The sequence below is a fragment of the Novosphingobium rhizosphaerae genome (assembly GCF_050920675.1).
GTDB lineage: Bacteria > Pseudomonadota > Alphaproteobacteria > Sphingomonadales > Sphingomonadaceae > Novosphingobium > Novosphingobium rhizosphaerae.
In genome coordinates this window covers 1122600-1139211 of the sequence record NZ_CP137861.1, presented here as the reverse complement: position 1 = coordinate 1139211, position 16612 = coordinate 1122600, and the positions used below count along the sequence as shown (strand labels likewise).

The window sequence follows — 16612 nt, the reverse complement described above, 5'->3', positions numbered from 1 at the left end:
CTTCCTCTCTAGCTGGCCGTTCGCGCGGCCACGGCAGGCCGTCTTGCCGCAGCGGGCCGCCTCTGCCAAGTAGCCGGCATGAGGCCCGCGCGTTCCCCCCATGGCGCGGGATTGTTTGCAAAAAGGGATTTGCCCCATGCGTGTTTCCTTTGGCGCCCGCGCGGCTGCCTTCCTGCTGGCCACGGCGCTGGCCGCCCCCGCGCCCATCTTTGCCGCCACCGCCCCGGTGCCCTCCGTACCGGTTCCGCTGATGCGCGAAACGATCAAGACCCTCGCGTCTGACGAACTGGAAGGCCGCGCGCCAAGCGGGCCCAAGGAACAGGCGGTGCTGGATGCGATCATAACCCGCTTCAAAGCCGCCGGCCTCAAGCCCGGCAACAAGGGGCAGTGGCTGCAACCCGTGCCGATGGTGACGATCGCGGCCAAGAACATCAGCCCGCTGACCGTGGGCAGCCTGTCGTTCAAGCCGGGCGCCGATTTCGTGGTGGGTTCCTACCGCGAGGCCGATCACACCGCGATCGACGCCAGCGAACTGGTCTTCGTGGGCTATGGTATCACCGCGCCCGAGCTGGGCTGGGACGATTATGCCGGCGTGGACATGAAGGGCAAGATCGCGGTGATCCTGGTCAACGACCCGGACTATGAAAACGCCGACGAGCAGGGCCTGTTCAAGGGCCGCCGGATGACCTGGTACGGCCGCTGGCCCTACAAGTATGCCGAAGCCGCGCGCCACGGCGCCAAGGCCGCGCTGATCGTGCACGATACCTTCCCCGCCGCCTATGGCTGGAACGTGCTGGAATCGAGCGGCGGCACCGGCAATTTCGTGGCCAGCGCCAACAAGGGCATGGACCAGACCGAGGCCAACGGCTGGATCCGCCGCCCGGTGGCCGAGGCGATCTTCCAGGCCGCCGGCAAGGACTTTGCCGCGCTGTCGGCCGCCGCCAAGCAGAAGGGCTTCCACGCGGTGTCTTTGGGCGCCACGGCCAGCCTGTCGTTCGACAACACGGTGACGCACAGCACCTCGCACAACGTGATCGGGGTGATCCCCGGCACCAGTCGCGCCAATGAATATGTGCTCTATTCGGGCCACTGGGACCACCTGGGCCACTGCAAGCCCGATGCCACCGGCGACGATATCTGCAACGGCGCGATCGACAATGCCAGCGGCGTGGGCGCACTGGTCGCGCTGGCGCAGATGAACCGCCGCGCCGGCCCCACCCCGCGCACGCAGGTGTTCGCCGCCTGGACGCTCGAGGAATCGGGCCTCCTGGGTTCGGAATACTATGCCCAGCACCCGGTCTATCCGCTGGCCCGCACGGTGGGCGGGGTCAACATGGATGCGCTTTCGCTGATCGGCCCGACGCGCGACGTGCAGGTGACGGGGGGCGACAAGTCCGATCTCACCGCCATCCTGCGCCAGGTGGAAGGCCAGATGCACCTGACCGAAACCCCCGAGGATCACCCCGAGCGCGGGCACTATTACCGGTCCGACCATTTCAGCCTGGCCAAGCGCGGCGTACCGATGTTTGCCGTGGGCCGGGGCACCGACCTGGTCAATGGCGGCACCAAGGCGGGCGAAGCGGCCACCGAAGACTATGTCGAGCATCACTATCACCAGCCTTCGGACGAATATTCCGATAGCTGGGACATGACCGGCATGGCCCAGGAAGTGGAACTCTATTACCGCCTGGGCCGCGCGCTGGCCACCGGCACGACCTGGCCCAACTGGCACCAGGGCGACGAGTTCCGCGCGATCCGCGATGCCAGCCGCGCAACCGTCACGCAGGGCAAGTAAGCAAACCTGATGAGCGAAAACACCTTCACGGGCGGTTTGATGCCGCCCGAATTCGCCCCGCAGGACTGGCTGTGGGTGGGCTTTCCCCACCTGGCCGAGGAATGGTCGGGCGTGATCGACCGCGCGCAGGAACAGATCGCGGCCTTTGCCAGCACCGTGGCCGAGAGCGGCCAGCCGGTGAAGCTGATCGTGCGCGATGCGGCCAACCGCATGCGGGCCGAGCGGCTGACCAGCGCCGCCGTGACCATCGAAGAGCGCATCTATGGCGACGTGTGGCTGCGCGACACCGGGCCGCTGGTGGTGTCGGATGGTGCCGGCGGGCGCCGCGCGCAGTTGTTCGGGTTCAACGGCTGGGGCGGCAAGTACCTGATGCCGGGGGATCAGGAGATCGGCGCCCGGCTGGCGGCCGATGCGGGCCTTTCCGCCAGCAAGGCCGATTGGGTGCTGGAAGGCGGCGCGCTCGATGGCGATGGCACCGGCCTTGTCGCCACGACCGAGCAATGCCTGCTCAACCCCAACCGCAACCCGCACCTCTCGCGCGCCGACCTGGAAATGCGGCTGCACCGCGACCTGGGCTATGACCGCGTCTTGTGGCTGGGCGATGGGCTGATCAACGACCACACTGATGGTCACGTAGACAATCTGGCGCGCTTCGTCGGCGCCAATCGCCTGGCTTTGCCCCGCGCCACCGGGCCGGACGATCCCAACGCGGCGATCTATGCCGATGCTGCCGCCCGTGCGCGCGACTTCGGCGTGGACTTGGTGGAAGTGCCTTCCCCTGGCCGTATCGAATGGGGCGGCACGGTGCAGCCGGCCAGCTATATGAACTTCGTGATCACCACGCATATGGTCGTGGTGCCGATCTTCGGTTCGGTTCACGACGAGGCCGGGGTGGAAGCGATCGGCGCGCTGTTCCCCGGCCGCGCCACGGTGGGCGTGATGGGCGATGCCGTGCTGGTGGGCGGCGGCGGATTCCACTGCGCCAGCCAGCAGATGCCGAGGGCCTAAAGGATCGGGATGTGGAGAGGCTAGCCCGCTACCGCTCCACATCCGATGCTTCCCTTAAGCGCAAGCCCTTATCCGGCGCTTAAGATTCGCCCTATAAGGCGGGCCCATGACCCAGTCCGCACCCAAGACCGTCCTCCTCGTGTTCGGCACCCGGCCCGAGGCGATCAAGATGTTTCCCGTGGTCCACGCCCTGCGCGCCGATGGGCGCTTTCGCGTGGTCACTTGCGTCACCGCGCAGCATCGCGGCATGCTGGATCAGGTTCTGGCCATCGCGGGGATCGTGCCCGATCACGACCTTGACCTGATGCGCCCCAACCAGACGCTGGATGGATTGACCGCAGCGCTGCTCACCGAAATCGGCAAAGTGATGGACGCGGAACGGCCCGATTGGGTGGTGGTCCAGGGCGATACCGCCACGGCCATGGCCGGCGCGCTCGCTGCCTATTACCGCAAGATTGCCGTGGCCCACGTGGAAGCGGGGCTGCGCAGCCACAATATCTATCACCCCTGGCCCGAGGAGGTGAACCGCAAGATCATCGGCACGATCGCCGCGCTGCATTTCGCCCCAACCGAAACCGCCGCCGCCGCGCTGCGCGCCGAAAACGTGGACCCGGCCGCGATCCACGTGACCGGCAATACCGTGATCGACGCGCTGCACTGGGTGACCGACAAGATCGCCGCAGAGCCCACGCTCGCCAGTGGCCTGGCGCCGCTCGAAGCCCGCTTTGCCGGCAAGCGCCTGATCGGCGTTACCAGCCACCGCCGCGAAAACTTCGGCGGCGGGCTGGAAGCCATCGCCCAGGCGATCCGCACCCTGGCCGCGCGGCCGGATGTGGCGCTGATCTTCCCGGTCCACCCCAACCCCAACGTGCGCGCGGTGATGGACGCGGCCCTTGCCGACCTGCCCAACGTCGCCCTGATCGAGCCACTGGACTATCCCCACTTCGCCCGCCTGCTGGCCATCAGCGAGATCATGCTGACCGACAGCGGCGGCGTGCAGGAAGAAGCCCCGGCGCTGGGCAAGCCCGTGCTGGTGATGCGCGAAACCACCGAGCGCCCCGAAGGCGTGGAAGCCGGCACCGCCAAGCTGGTCGGCACCGATGCGGCGCGCATCGTGGCAGAGGCGACCGTTCTGCTGGATGATCCCGCCGCCTATGCCGCCATGGCGCGGGCACACAATCCCTTCGGCGATGGGCATTCCGCCGCGCGGATTGCAGATTTGCTGGCGAGTTAGGAGAACTTAGCCCCTAACTTTTCAGTTGGCACCGACCGAGGGCTTGCGGACAAGGGGCTTCGACAAGCTCAGCCCGAACGGAATCTCAGGGAAATCCATACCCACCTCCCGTTCGCCCTGAGCCTGTCGAAGGGCTGCGCGCGGCGCTCGGGGCTGGATCGACATTCAGTTCAGGTCTAGGCGGCGTGGAACGTCGGATTTTGATCCGCATCCAGCATTACGCCAGCGATCGCGTGCTACAGTGGTAATTGCGTGCATTGGCTTGGAGTATCGGCCTGTATTTTAAAATTTATGCTACCGAAAATTATCGGTTTTCGATTAACGTGCCTCAATGAATTCGAGACTCAGCTCAATCATGGCCGCCGCATATCAAGTTAGCCAAGGCCTCACTGATCGGTCAGGTTCCATATTCTACTCGGGGCAACTGGCCTTTTCGTCACCATGCCCGATATACATTTTGGGGCTCAATCCTGGCGGATCACCTGAATTGCAAGCGCAAGAGACCATTGGCCGCGATTTGATGGAGTGGAGCCAGCGACCGAAAAGTTGGTCTCGATATGTAGATGAAGCCTGGCGCGGGCAACAGCCAGGCACGTACGGAATGCAGCCACGCATTCGTCACATGTTTGATGCGCTCGGATTGGACTTACGGCAGATTCCGGCCAGCAATGTTGTGTTTGTGCGTACCAATTCCGAAGCCGATCTTCGGTTGGAAGCCAATGACCTCTTTAGCAGATGTTGGCATTTCCACGAGACCGTTATCAAAGAATTGGAAATTCACACTTTGCTCTGTCTGGGCACAACTGCTGGCGCATGGGCGAGATCAAGGCTCAATGCCTACGTCGCAGTCGATGGTTTTCGAGAGACCAACGCCCGCGGTTGGATGAGCAATGCCCATGTATCGGCGGAAGGAATCGCTGTCGTCACCCTAACGCACCCGGGCAGAGCCGATTGGCGCAACCCACAGGCTGACCCAACGCCACTTGTCCGATCGGTCCTAAACCGGATTTGAATGTTCAGTGCGTGGAAGCGCCGGTATCGCAGACGCCAGCTCTGAATCCCCAAGCCCCCCTTACTTCCGGAACCTCCGCCACAGCAGCACCCCCGCCACCGGCACCGCCAGACCCAGCGCTGCAAATGCAGCCACTTTTGCCGCGGCCATGGCTATGCCCGACAGCAGGAACAGCACGATTTCCAGGGTGGCTTTCAGCATGGGCGGGGGCGGCGCGGCATCCGGTTGCAACGGGGGAACGGCACCCCTTGTGCCATGCAAACGTGAAAAACCCCGCCTTCTTCCGTTGGGGATACCGGAAAAAGGCGGGGTGGTAAGCCAGAAAGGCGCACGAGAAGGGGATCTGCGCCTTTCTTGCCGACTTTGTCAGTCCTGGGGGTCAGGCTTTCAGATCGAAGCGATCGGCCTCCATCACTTTGGCCCAGGCCGCCACGAAGGCATCGACGAACGGCTTTTCAGCATCATCGGTGGCATAGGCTTCGGCCAGGGCGCGCAGTTCTGAATTGGCGCCGAAGATCAGGTCTACGCGGGTGGCACCGTACTTGGGCTCGCCGGTCTTGCGATCGAACGCGGTGAACACGCCTTCCCCGGTTTCCTGCCAGCGCATCGCCGTGGTGGCGGCCAGCAGGTTGCGGAAGAAATCGTTGCTCAATGTGCCGGGGCGATCGGTGAACTGGCCCAGCTTGCTGCCGCCGTGGTTGGCGCCCAGCACCCGCAACCCGCCGACCAGCACGGTCATTTCCGGCGCGGTCAGGCCCAGCAACTGCGCGCGGTCGACCAGCAGTTCTTCCGGGCTGCGCCGGGCCCTGCCGGAGCCTGGCCCGCCGGCATAGTTGCGGAAACCATCGACCTTGGGTTCGAGCACGGCAAAGCTGTCCGCGTCGGTCTGCTCATCGCTGGCGTCGGTGCGGCCGGGGTGGAACGGCACCACCACATCGTGACCGGCCGCCTTGGCCGCCGCTTCCACGCCGGCATTGCCGGCCAGCACGATCAAGTCAGCCAGGCTCACCTTGCGGCCACCGGGCGCGACCACGTCGAACGCCGCCTTGATGCTGCGCAGCACGTCTAGCACGCGGGCCAGTTCGGCGGGTTCGTTGACCGCCCAATCCCTTTGCGGGGAGAGGGCGATGCGCGCGCCGTTGGTGCCCCCGCGCTTGTCGGACTGGCGGAACGTGGACGCACTGGCCCAGGCGGTTTTCACCAGGTCGGCAATCGACAGGCCACTGGCCAGGATATGGGCCCTGAGCGTGGCGATGTCGGTTTCGGTCACCAGCGGGTGGTCCACCGCGGGCACCGGGTCCATCCAGATGCGCGGCGACTGCGGCACATCCTTGCCAAGGTAACGCACCTGCGGCCCCATGTCGCGGTGGGTCAGCTTGAACCAGGCCTCGGCAAAGGCGCGGGCGAACTTGTCCGGGTTGGCGTGGAAATCCTGCGAAATCGACCGGTACTCCGGATCGGCGATCAGCGCGATATCGCTAGTGAACATCATCGGCTGGTGGCGGCGCGTGGCATCGTGGGCATCGGGCACGGTGCCGGCGCCGGCATCGCCCTTGGGCTTCCACTGGTGGGCGCCGGCCGGGCTCTTGGTCAGTTCCCACTCGTAGCCCAGCAGGGCATCGAAATAGCCGTTGTCCCAGGCGATGGGGTTGGTCGTCCAGGCGCCTTCCAGCCCGCTGGTGATCGCGTCCACCCCAGCGCCACTGCCATGCGTGCTGATCCAGCCCAGCCCCTGGGAAAGAATGTCAGCCCCTTCGGGAGCGACGCCCACGTGGGCGGCATCGCCCGCGCCATGGGCCTTGCCGAACGTGTGGCCACCGGCGATCAAGGCGACGGTTTCTTCGTCATTCATCGCCATGCGGGCAAAGGTTTCGCGGATGTCGCGCGCCGAGGCGAGCGGATCGGGCGTGCCGTTGGGCCCTTCCGGGTTCACATAGATCAGGCCCATCTGCACGGCAGCGAGCGGATCGGCTAGTTCGCGATCTTCGCCGCTATAGCGCGCATCGGCCAGCCATTCGGTTTCCGGGCCCCAATAGATGTCGGCTTCGCTTTCCCACACGTCTTCGCGGCCACCGCCAAAACCCACGGTGGGCAGCCCCATCGATTCCAGCGCGCAATTGCCGGCCAGGACCATGAGATCGGCCCAGCTCAGCGCGGCGCCGTACTTCTGCTTGACCGGCCATAGCAGCAGGCGTGCCTTGTCCAGGTTCACGTTATCGGGCCAGGAGTTGAGCGGGGCAAAGCGCTGCGTGCCGGTGGACGCGCCGCCGCGCCCGTCGAACGTGCGGTAGGTGCCCGCGCTGTGCCACGCCATGCGGATGAACAGCGGGCCATAATGACCATAATCAGCCGGCCACCAATCCTGCGATTGCGTCATCAACGCGTGGATATCGGCCTTGACCGCATCGAGATCGAGCCGGGCAAAGGCCGCGCGATAATCGTGGCCATGGGGCATCGGATCGCTTTTGTGCGAATGCTGGCGCAGGATGCCCAGGTCCAGCCGGTTGGGCCACCACATCTGGTTGGTCTGTGCCGGAACCTGGGCCTGGGCCAGCGCGTCGGCACTGGCGCCTTGGTGGAACGGGCACTTCGAAGGGGCAGACATCGCTTGGCTCTCCATCAGGGGAAGATCGTTGGACGCGGTGTAGTGCCTGGCGTTTGATCGTCTAAATGGATTAAAATGCCCAGAGTAAGTTGAAATGACGATTTGTGTTGGCGCAAGGCCCTTGCCCGGCAGGCCATGGCACCGTAAAGCGCGCCCACTTTCTCCATCGCAGACGGGGCGATTTTTCAGACATGACGGCCACTCCCAAGACTTCCGCGCTGATGGCGCGCGGCGCCGCGTTCCTGGGCACTGAACACGCAATTCTGTGCGGGGCGATGAGTTGGGTTTCGGAACGGAACCTGGTGGCCGCGATCAGCAATGCCGGCGGCTTTGGCGTGATCGCCTGCGGGGCGATGACGCCCGACCTGCTCGACGCGGAAATCGCCGGGACCAAGGCCCTGACGGCAAAGCCCTTTGGCGTGAACCTCATTACCATGCACCCGCTGCTGTTCGATCTGATCGCGGTGTGCGCAAAGCATGGCGTGGGCCATGTCGTGCTGGCCGGCGGCATTCCGCCCAAGGGCAGCGTGGAAGCGATCAAGGCATTCGGCGCCAAGGTGATCGTGTTCGCCCCGACGATCGCGCTGGCCAAGAAACTGTTTCGTTCGGGCGCCGATGCGCTGGTGATCGAAGGCAGCGAGGCAGGCGGCCACATCGGGCCGGTTTCCACCTCGGTGCTGGCACAGGAATTCCTGCCCGCGCTGGCGGCCGACCACCTGGTGTTCGTGGCCGGCGGCATCGGCCGGGGCGAAGCAATCGCATCCTATCTGGAAATGGGCGCGGCCGGGGTGCAGCTGGGCACGCGCTTTGCCTGCGCCAGCGAATCGATTGCCCACCCTGCGTTCAAGCAGGCGTTCTTTCGCGGCAACGCGCGCGATGCCATCGCGTCGGTCCAGGTCGATCCGCGGCTGCCGGTCATTCCCGTACGCGCGCTCAAGAACAAGGGCACCGAGGAATTCACTGCCAAGCAGATCGAAGTGGCGCGACGGCTGGACGCCGGCGAACTGGACATGGCCGCCGCCCAACTGGAAATCGAGCATTTCTGGGCCGGCGCGCTGCGCCGCGCGGTGATCGATGGCGATGTCGAGCGTGGCTCGGTCATGGCCGGGCAATCGGTGGGCATGGTCACCAAGGAAGAACCGGTGGCCACGATCATGGCGCAACTGCTGGACGAGTGCGAAGCCGCGCTGGACCGGCGCTGACACACAAGCCGCGCTGAATCGGGCCAGCGCGCGGGAGGGGGCATTTCATGACGCATCGGGCATCGCTGAGCTTCGTCTTTGCCATCGTGCTGATCGACATGCTCGGCTTTGGCATCGTCATCCCGGTGTTTCCGGGGCTGATCATGCATCTGGCCAAGGTTTCGATCACGCAGGCGGCCGAATATGCCGGCTGGCTGGGCGCCGGCTATGCCGTCATGCAGTTCGTGTTCGCCCCGGTGATCGGCAACCTGTCAGATCGCTATGGCCGGCGGCCGGTGTTGCTGGCCGCGGTGTTCGCGCTGGGCCTGGACTATCTGCTGCAGGCCTTTGCCCCGGCGATGAGCTGGCTGGTTGCCGGGCGGATCATCGCCGGGATCACCGGCGCCAGCTTTTCGGCCGCCTATGCCTATATCGCCGACGTGACCCCGCCCGAAAAGCGCGCGGCCAGTTTCGGCCTGATGGGCATGGCCTTTGGCATCGGCTTCGTGGTCGGCCCGGCGCTGGGCGGGCTGCTCGGCACGCTGGGACCGCGCGTGCCGTTCATGGCCGCCGCCGGGCTGAGCCTGGCCAATTTCGTGTTCGGCTTCTTCACCTTGCGCGAATCGCTCGATGCCGATCATCGCCGCCCGTTCGACTGGCGCCGCGCCAACGCGCTGTCGAGCCTGCTGGCACTGAAAGGGCAGAGCGCGCGGGTGCTGTGGTTCGTGGCGGCGCTGGGCGCGTGGCAGCTGGCCAACGTGGTCTATCCCGCGATCTGGACCTACATGGCGATCGCTGCCTATGGCTTTTCGACCAAGGCGGTGGGTCTGGCGCTGGCGGTGGTCGGGCTGACGGCCGCATTGTTCCAGGGATTTGGCATGCGCCTGCTGCTGCCGCGGCTGGGCGAACGGCGCGCCGTGATCATGGGCGTGGTGTCGCTGGCGCTGTCGGCGGTGGCCTATTGCCTCGCGCGCGAGGCGTGGCAGGTCTATATCGCCATCGGCATCGGTTCGTTCCAGGGCGCGGTGCAGCCAGCGATATCGGCCATGAACAGCCGCGCGGTCGATGCGCGCAGCCAGGGCGAATTGCAGGGGGCGGTGCAGTCGATCGGATCGATCGCCCAGATCATCGGGCCGCCGCTTTATGCCCAGACCTTGGCGCGGTTCAGCGGGCCCAATGCGCTGATCGACCTGCCGACGATGCCGATGCTGGTGGCCACGGCGATTGCCCTGGCAGCCCTGGCGCTATTCCTGAAAGGCGCAGGCCGCGCCGGTGAACAGCCGGCCTGAACACCGCCGGCGCGGCGGCGTCAGCTTTCCAGTTCGACGTCCCAATAGAGCCAGTCGCGCCAGCTTTCGTGCAAGTGATTGGGCGGAAAGGCGCGGCCTTTTTCCTGCAATTGCCAGGTGGTGGGGCGGATCGGCTCTTCCATCAGGCGCATGTGCGCCTGGGCCGGGGTGCGGCCGCCCTTGGCCATGTTGCACGGCGCGCAGGCGGTGGTGACGTTTTCCCAGGTGGTGCGCCCGCCCAGCCGGCGCGGCACGACGTGATCGAACGTGAGGTGTTCGCCGCTGCCGCAGTACTGGCATACGAAGCGATCGCGCAGGAACAGGTTGAAGCGGGTGAAAGCCGGAAACTCGCTGGGCTTTACATATTGGCGCAGCGCGATCACCGACGGGATCTTCATGTCGAGCGAGGGGCTGTGCACCGCGCGATCATACGTGGCGATGATGTCCACCCGTTCGAGGAACACCGCCTTGATCGCGGTCTGCCAGGGCCACAGGCTGAGCGGGTAATAGCTGAGCGGCGTGTAATCCGCGTTCAGAACCAGTGCCGGGCAATTGTCGAGATGGCGATTGGATGCCAGCAAACGGGGTGTGGCGGCGGCATCGCCGCTATGGGGCCTGGCCGCAGCCGCCCGCTCGATCAGCGCCTGGTGAAGCATGCTCCGCTTGCGCTCCTGTGCCAAATCGGCTTCAGCCTCGCTCGGGGCGAGGCATGAAGGACAGGCATGACCGCTTCATGACGCATGCGCACAACGAACACCTTTGCGCCTTTTCGGTCAAGACCCGACTGCCCCGCCAAAAGGGCAGCCGGGCTTTATCCACAGCTTGGCACGCCGCTTGGCGTTACCGCGCGTAGGCGTTCACCAGATCATAGAGATAGGCGCGGCCGGTAAGCAGCGACTTGACCTCGATCCGCTCGTTCAACCCGTGCACGCCGTTGCCATCCGGGTTGCCCCACGCGCCCGGCACGCCGTAAGTCGGGATGCCCACCGCTTCCAGGAAAATGCCGTCGGTCGCCCCGGTCGACATGTCGGGCACCACCGGCACGCCGGGGAAATATTGCGCGGCCAGCTTTTCCATCGGGCCGATGATCTTGGGATCGAGCGTCGGCGCCTTGGCAAGCGGGCGCTGCGGCGGCACCAGGCTGACGCTCACCCCCGGATCGGCGACGACTTTCTGCAAGGCAGCCTGGATTTCCTCCACCGAATGGCCAGGGAAGATGCGGCAGTTCACGTTGGCCCCGGCGCGCTGCGGCAGGGCGTTGTTGGCGTGCCCGCCATCAAGCAGCGTGGCGACGCAGGTGGTGCGCAGCTTGGAATGAAAGCTGCGGTCGGTGTTCACCAGTTTTTCCGCGTCGACAAAAGCCGGGCTGCCGATCGGATTGGCGGCCAGTGCCTGCATCGCCTTGCCCATGGCATCGCCGCGCGCGGCGCCCGCCTTGGCAAAGAAAGCGCGCGTGGTGTCGCTCAGTTCGGCGGGGAAGTCGAAATCGCGCAGGCGCGCGAGGGCATCGGCGAGTTCATAGATGGCGTTCTCACGCACCGGGATGGAACTGTGGCCGCCGGGATTGCGGGTTTCGAAGCGATAGTTCTGCACCGCCTTTTCACCCACCTGGATCGACTGGTTGACGAGGCGGCCCCCCTCGGAAAGCCCTTTGCCGTCGGTCTTGCCGCCGCCGCCTTCGTTCAGCGCGAATTCGGCGTCGATCAGATCGCGCTTGTTTTGGGCCAGCCATTGCGCGCCGTTGAACGCCCAGGTGGTTTCCTCACCGCATGTCAGCGCCAGTTTGACCGTGCGCTTGAGCGGCTTGGCCGCCTTGAGGCGCACCATCGTATCGACCCAGACCGCCGCCATCGACTTGTCGTCGGCGGTGCCGCGACCATAGAAATAGCCGCCTTCCTCGATCAGGGTGAAGGGATCGCGCTCCCAATCGGCGCGCTTGGCCTCCACCACGTCGAGATGGGCGAGCAGCAGGATGGGCTTGGCTGCCTTGGACGTGCCGGGCAGCACGGCGACCAGGCCGCCGTCCTTGGGATGATCGGGCACGGAAAACAGGGTGATCTGGCTGTCGGCATAACCGGCCGCCTTGAGATGCGCGGCCATGCGCTCTGCCGCCAGGGTGCAGGACCCGGTGCTGACGGTCGTGTTGGTTTCCACCAGCTCTTTATAGATCGCGCGAAACTGCGCCTCGCCAGAATCGGGCGCCGCAGCGGGCGCAGCCTGGGCCGCGGCGGCAGTGGCCATCGCCGCCACCACGGCGGCCGAAACGAATGTGTGCTTGATCAAAGGATTGCCCCCTTGTTTCCGATCGAATGCGCGCAGCATGCCGCACTTGGCCATGCATGCAAGCCGGTTGCCACAACCCACTGCGCGCCCTGTGCAAAACATGGCCAATTCGCTTGGGTTTTGCGGGCAAAGTGCCTATGTGCGAGACTATGGCCAGCACCAACGAAAATACCCCGAACACCAATTCCTATGGCGCCGACTCGATCAAGGTCCTCAAGGGCCTGGACGCGGTGCGCAAGCGCCCCGGCATGTACATCGGCGATACCGATGATGGCTCGGGCCTGCATCACATGGTCTTCGAAGTGTCGGACAACGCGATCGACGAGGCGCTGGCCGGCCATTGCGACCTGGTGCTGATCGAACTGAACCCCGATGGTTCGGTTTCGGTCGAAGACAACGGGCGCGGCATTCCCACCGGCATCCATGCCGAGGAAGGCGTTTCGGCCGCCGAAGTGATCATGACCCAGCTGCACGCCGGCGGGAAATTCGAGAACACGTCGGACGACAACGCCTACAAGGTTTCGGGCGGCCTGCATGGCGTGGGCGTTTCGGTGGTCAACGCGCTGTCGGAATGGCTGGAACTGACGATCTGGCGCGACGGCCAGGAACACTGGATGAAGTTTGCCCATGGCGATGCCGTGGCCCCGCTCAAGATCACCGGGCCCGCGCCGCAGACCACCGAGGGCAAGCCCAAGAAGGGCACCCGCGTGACCTTCTTTGCCAGCCACGACACGTTCAAGAACGTCACCGATTTCGATTTCGACAAGCTCGAACACCGCTATCGCGAACTGGCGTTCCTCAATTCCGGCGTGCGCATCCTGCTGCGCGACAAGCGCCATGAAGAGGTCAAGGAACACGACCTTTATTACGAAGGCGGCATCGCCGCTTTCGTGAAGTACCTCGATCGCAACAAGCAGGCGCTGATCCCCGAACCCATCGCCATTTCCGCGATGCGCGACGGCATCGGCATCGACGTGTCGCTGGAATGGAACGACAGCTATTACGAAAACGTGCTGTGTTTCACCAACAACATCCCGCAGCGCGATGGCGGCACGCACCTGGCCGCATTCCGCGCGGCGCTGACCCGCACGCTCAACAACTATGCCGACCGGTCGGGCCTGCTGAAGAAGGAAAAGGTCTCGCTTTCGGGCGATGACATGCGCGAAGGGCTGACCGCGATCGTTTCGGTCAAGCTGCCCGACCCGAAGTTTTCCAGCCAGACCAAGGACAAGCTGGTTTCTTCCGAAGTGCGCCAGCCGCTCGAAAGCCTGATGGCCGACAAGATGAGCGAATGGCTGGAGGAAAACCCGGCCCACGCCAAGTCGGTGATTCTCAAGGTGATCGACGCCGCCGCCGCGCGCGAAGCGGCCCGCCGCGCGCGCGAACTCACCCGCCGCAAGGGCGCCATGGACATTGCCAGCCTGCCCGGCAAGCTGGCCGATTGCCAAGAGCGTGACGCAAGCAAGTGCGAACTGTTCCTGGTCGAAGGGGATTCGGCCGGCGGCAGCGCCAAGCAGGGCCGCGACCGCAAGACGCAGGCAATCCTGCCCCTGCGCGGCAAGATCCTCAACGTGGAGCGCGCGCGGTTCGACCGCATCATCTCCTCGCGCGAAGTGGGCACGCTGATCCAGGCGATGGGCACGGGCATCCGTGACGAATTCAACCTGGAAAAGCTGCGCTATCACAAGATCGTGATCATGACCGACGCCGACGTCGACGGCGCGCATATCCGCACCCTGCTGCTCACGTTCTTCCACCGCCAGATGCCCGACATCATTCGCGCCGGTCACTTGTTCATCGCCCAGCCGCCGCTCTACAAAGTCGCCAAGGGCCGCAGCGAGGTCTACCTCAAGGACAACGCCGCGCTCGATCGCTACCTGGTCGAAGCCGGCACGGCCGGCCGCATCCTGGAAACCCCGGGCGGCGCGCGCGGGAGCCAGGAACTGGCCGAACTGGTCGATCATGCGCTGCGCCTGCGCAACCTGATGGCCTTCGTGCCGCGCCGCTACAACTATGACATCATCGAAGCGCTGGCCCTGGCCGGGGCGCTCGATCCCGATCTTTCGGCCGATGCGCGCGTTGCGGCTCTTGCCGATGCGGCAAGCTGGCTCGATCGCGGCGATCCCGAGGCGCAGTGGTCTGCGCAGATGAGCGCGGAAGGCGGCTATCACATCCAGCGTGCCTGGCGCGGCGTGACCGACCACCACATGATCGAGGCCGGCTTCCTCACCAGCGCCGAAGCGCGCAAGCTGGCGCGGCTGGCCGGTGAACACGCCGACGTCTACGCCGGCGTCGCCCGCCTGGTCCGCGCCAGCGCCGCCACGGCCGAGCCGGAAAGCGCCGCCCCCGATGGGGAAGAAACCCCCGCTGCCACGCGCGCCGACAGCAAGGACGCGGGCATCACCCGGCCTTCGCAACTGCTCGAGGCGGTCATGGCCAATGGCCGCAAGGGCCTGGCGATCCAGCGCTACAAGGGCCTGGGCGAAATGAACGCGGAGCAGCTGTGGGAAACCACGCTCGATCCCGAAGTCCGCTCGCTGCTGCAAGTGAAGGTAGAAGACGCCGACGTGACGGACGAGATCTTCACCCGCCTGATGGGCGACGTGGTCGAGCCGCGGCGCGATTTCATTCAGGAAAACGCGCTCAACGTGGCCAACCTGGACGTTTAAGCGCGATGAGCACGCAGACCATCCCCTGGGACCAGGCGGCGACGATGATCGACCTGGAAGGCCGCACGCCGATCATCGGCACGATCCGCGACTGTGCTTTGCACTTCTCGCTCTACAAGCCGCATGCGCGCGAAAATGCGCGCGTGCTGTTGACCGTGCCGATCCATCGCGAAGGGCGCAAGACGCGCACCTGGCTGCTCGACCCGCCCGAAATCGCCGAACTGGCCGAGCGCCTGGCCCGCGAGACGCAATAACGCCTGCGGGCCGATCTGCTTACGCCTTGAGCAGTTCCGGCAGCTTCCCGCTCATGCCCCGTGCCTCGTCCATGAACCAGCGCTTGAGCGCGGGCAGGCGCTGCACCCCGGCCATGCCGAAGCGCCGGACCAGGCTGGGCACGCGGCCCGGCAGGCCGAACAGGCGGGTCAGCACGTCGGTGGCCGCTGCCACCATGAAAGTATCGGCCGCGCGCCAGCGTTCATAGCGGGCAAGCAATTGCGCTTCGCCCGGCTCCAGCCCCAGCCGCGCGCCTTCGGCCAGGACTTCGACCAGCGCGGCCACATCGCGCAGGCCCACGTTGAGGCCCTGCCCCGCAATCGGGTGCATCCCGTGCGCGGCATCGCCCACCAGCGCCAGGCGATGATCGACGACCTTGGCGGTGTGATGGAAATTGAGCGGGTAGGACGAGCGCGGGCCATTGAGCGCGATTGTGCCGAACACGCCGCCCATGCGCTTTTCCACTTCGGCCAGGAACGCCTTTTCGCCCATGGCGAGCACGCCCGCGGCATCCTTTTCCGCCACGGTCCACACCAGCGCGCTGCGGTGCGTGCCGTCCGCCTCGTCCAGCAAGGGCAGCAGGGCGAAGGGACCAGCCGGATAGAAGATTTCCCAGGCGGTGTTCTCGTGCGGCCTTTCGTGGGTGAGGCCCGCAATGATCGCGCGATGACCATAGTCCCAGCGCGCCGGGGTAAAACCCGCCTCGTCGCGCGTGGGGCTGCGACGGCCTTCGGCAGCAACGAGCAGGCTGCCTTTCAGCACACGGCCATCGGCCAGCGTCACGGTGACGCCATGTTCGCCGCGCTCGCGCGTGGCGACCTGGGCGTTGGGCAGGAACGTGATCAGGCTTTCGCGCGCGGCAGCCTCGTACATCACCAGCCGCAGATCGCGGTTGGCATACATGCGGCCGAGCGAGCCCTCGTCGGCGCCGGGGCGGAAATCGATGCGGCCGGGCTTCATGCTGTCGGTCACGGCAATGGCGTCGATCGGGCAGCCCTTGGGCGCCAGTGCCTCGGCCATGCCCAGGTTGGTGTAGAGATTCCAGCTGGCGGTGGAAATCGCCGAGGCGCGACCATCGAACCCGGCGGCGGTCTGTGCTGCCGGATCGGAGGAATCGACCACCACGCTCGACAGGCCCTGCTTGGCGAGGCCAATCGCCAGCGTCATGCCGACCAGGCCGCCGCCCAGGATCACCACGTCGCCCGAGAGCGCCTGTTCCCCAGCCTGTTCCCCAGCCTGTTCCCCAGCCCTATTCGGCGCCAA

13 protein-coding genes are annotated in these 16612 nt (G+C 65.5%); 8 read left to right on the top strand and 5 right to left on the bottom strand.

Going from position 1 to position 16612, the window contains the following annotated elements; all coding sequences use genetic code 11:
• Window positions 1-136: 136 nt before the first annotated feature.
• From R9J51_RS05195 to R9J51_RS05180, 4 genes are all read left to right on the top strand, one after another.
• Window positions 137-1795, top strand: coding sequence for a M28 family metallopeptidase (locus R9J51_RS05195; protein WP_179506047.1), 1659 nt, complete (start codon window positions 137-139; stop codon window positions 1793-1795).
• Between the two features lie 9 nt (window positions 1796-1804).
• Window positions 1805-2803 (top strand): agmatine deiminase family protein, encoded by a 999-nt coding sequence (locus R9J51_RS05190; RefSeq protein ID WP_432787863.1) that lies wholly within the window; start codon window positions 1805-1807, stop codon window positions 2801-2803.
• A gap of 106 nt (window positions 2804-2909) precedes the next feature.
• A complete protein-coding gene (gene wecB, locus R9J51_RS05185; protein WP_179506046.1) occupies window positions 2910-4037 on the top strand; it encodes a non-hydrolyzing UDP-N-acetylglucosamine 2-epimerase in 1128 nt (375 codons plus the stop codon).
• A 355-nt stretch (window positions 4038-4392) separates the two neighbouring features.
• A complete protein-coding gene (locus tag R9J51_RS05180; RefSeq protein ID WP_179506045.1) occupies window positions 4393-5049 on the top strand; it encodes a hypothetical protein in 657 nt (218 codons plus the stop codon).
• A 60-nt stretch (window positions 5050-5109) separates the two neighbouring features.
• On the opposite strand, the gene R9J51_RS05175 is transcribed toward R9J51_RS05180, so the two are convergent.
• Window positions 5110-5250 carry a hypothetical protein gene (locus R9J51_RS05175; RefSeq protein ID WP_179506044.1) on the bottom strand — a complete coding sequence of 47 codons (141 nt, stop codon included), beginning with the start codon at window positions 5248-5250 and terminating at the stop codon, window positions 5110-5112.
• Window positions 5251-5428: 178 nt separating this feature from the next.
• On the bottom strand, window positions 5429-7654 hold the full coding sequence (gene katG / locus R9J51_RS05170) for a catalase/peroxidase HPI (RefSeq protein ID WP_179506043.1): 2226 nt from the start codon (window positions 7652-7654) through the stop codon (window positions 5429-5431).
• 191 nt (window positions 7655-7845) lie between these two features.
• On the opposite strand from katG, the gene R9J51_RS05165 reads away from it, so the two are divergent.
• Window positions 7846-8856: a nitronate monooxygenase gene (locus tag R9J51_RS05165; RefSeq protein WP_179506042.1), complete on the top strand. Its 1011-nt coding sequence runs from the start codon at window positions 7846-7848 to the stop codon at window positions 8854-8856.
• Window positions 8857-8903: 47 nt separating this feature from the next.
• Window positions 8904-10124: an MFS transporter gene (locus tag R9J51_RS05160; protein WP_168556006.1), complete on the top strand. Its 1221-nt coding sequence runs from the start codon at window positions 8904-8906 to the stop codon at window positions 10122-10124.
• A gap of 20 nt (window positions 10125-10144) precedes the next feature.
• On the opposite strand, the gene R9J51_RS05155 is transcribed toward R9J51_RS05160, so the two are convergent.
• Complete coding sequence (locus R9J51_RS05155) at window positions 10145-10780, bottom strand: HNH endonuclease (RefSeq protein ID WP_168556005.1); 636 nt, start codon at window positions 10778-10780, stop codon at window positions 10145-10147.
• Between the two features lie 184 nt (window positions 10781-10964).
• Window positions 10965-12404 carry a M20/M25/M40 family metallo-hydrolase gene (locus R9J51_RS05150; protein WP_432787980.1) on the bottom strand — a complete coding sequence of 480 codons (1440 nt, stop codon included), beginning with the start codon at window positions 12402-12404 and terminating at the stop codon, window positions 10965-10967.
• A 152-nt stretch (window positions 12405-12556) separates the two neighbouring features.
• Here R9J51_RS05150 and gyrB point away from each other — a divergent pair, with 152 nt between their 5' ends.
• Window positions 12557-15076 carry a DNA topoisomerase (ATP-hydrolyzing) subunit B gene (gene gyrB, locus R9J51_RS05145; protein WP_179506665.1) on the top strand — a complete coding sequence of 840 codons (2520 nt, stop codon included), beginning with the start codon at window positions 12557-12559 and terminating at the stop codon, window positions 15074-15076.
• Between the two features lie 5 nt (window positions 15077-15081).
• The gene (locus R9J51_RS05140; RefSeq protein ID WP_169476896.1) at window positions 15082-15330 is read left to right on the top strand and encodes a hypothetical protein; all 249 of its coding nucleotides are present in this window, start codon (window positions 15082-15084) and stop codon (window positions 15328-15330) included.
• Between the two features lie 19 nt (window positions 15331-15349).
• Here R9J51_RS05140 and R9J51_RS05135 read toward each other — a convergent pair whose 3' ends face one another.
• Window positions 15350-16516 carry an FAD-dependent monooxygenase gene (locus R9J51_RS05135; RefSeq protein WP_432787979.1) on the bottom strand — a complete coding sequence of 389 codons (1167 nt, stop codon included), beginning with the start codon at window positions 16514-16516 and terminating at the stop codon, window positions 15350-15352.
• Window positions 16517-16612: the final 96 nt, after the last annotated feature.

Bases quoted from the DNA above. Each gene is read 5' to 3' on its own strand.
- R9J51_RS05190 (WP_432787863.1), top strand. From the start codon at position 1,805: ATGAGCGAAAACACCTTCACGGGCGGTTTGATGCCGCCCGAATTCGCC.
- R9J51_RS05140 (WP_169476896.1), top strand. From the start codon at position 15,082: ATGAGCACGCAGACCATCCCCTGGGACCAGGCGGCGACGATGATCGAC.
- R9J51_RS05135 (WP_432787979.1), bottom strand. From the start codon at position 16,516: ATGACGCTGGCGATTGGCCTCGCCAAGCAGGGCCTGTCGAGCGTGGTG.
- gyrB (WP_179506665.1), top strand. From the start codon at position 12,557: ATGGCCAGCACCAACGAAAATACCCCGAACACCAATTCCTATGGCGCC.
- R9J51_RS05165 (WP_179506042.1), top strand. From the start codon at position 7,846: ATGACGGCCACTCCCAAGACTTCCGCGCTGATGGCGCGCGGCGCCGCG.
- R9J51_RS05175 (WP_179506044.1), bottom strand. From the start codon at position 5,250: ATGCTGAAAGCCACCCTGGAAATCGTGCTGTTCCTGCTGTCGGGCATA.
- R9J51_RS05180 (WP_179506045.1), top strand. From the start codon at position 4,393: ATGGCCGCCGCATATCAAGTTAGCCAAGGCCTCACTGATCGGTCAGGT.
- R9J51_RS05155 (WP_168556005.1), bottom strand. From the start codon at position 10,780: ATGCTTCACCAGGCGCTGATCGAGCGGGCGGCTGCGGCCAGGCCCCAT.
- R9J51_RS05195 (WP_179506047.1), top strand. From the start codon at position 137: ATGCGTGTTTCCTTTGGCGCCCGCGCGGCTGCCTTCCTGCTGGCCACG.
- wecB (WP_179506046.1), top strand. From the start codon at position 2,910: ATGACCCAGTCCGCACCCAAGACCGTCCTCCTCGTGTTCGGCACCCGG.
- katG (WP_179506043.1), bottom strand. From the start codon at position 7,654: ATGTCTGCCCCTTCGAAGTGCCCGTTCCACCAAGGCGCCAGTGCCGAC.
- R9J51_RS05160 (WP_168556006.1), top strand. From the start codon at position 8,904: ATGACGCATCGGGCATCGCTGAGCTTCGTCTTTGCCATCGTGCTGATC.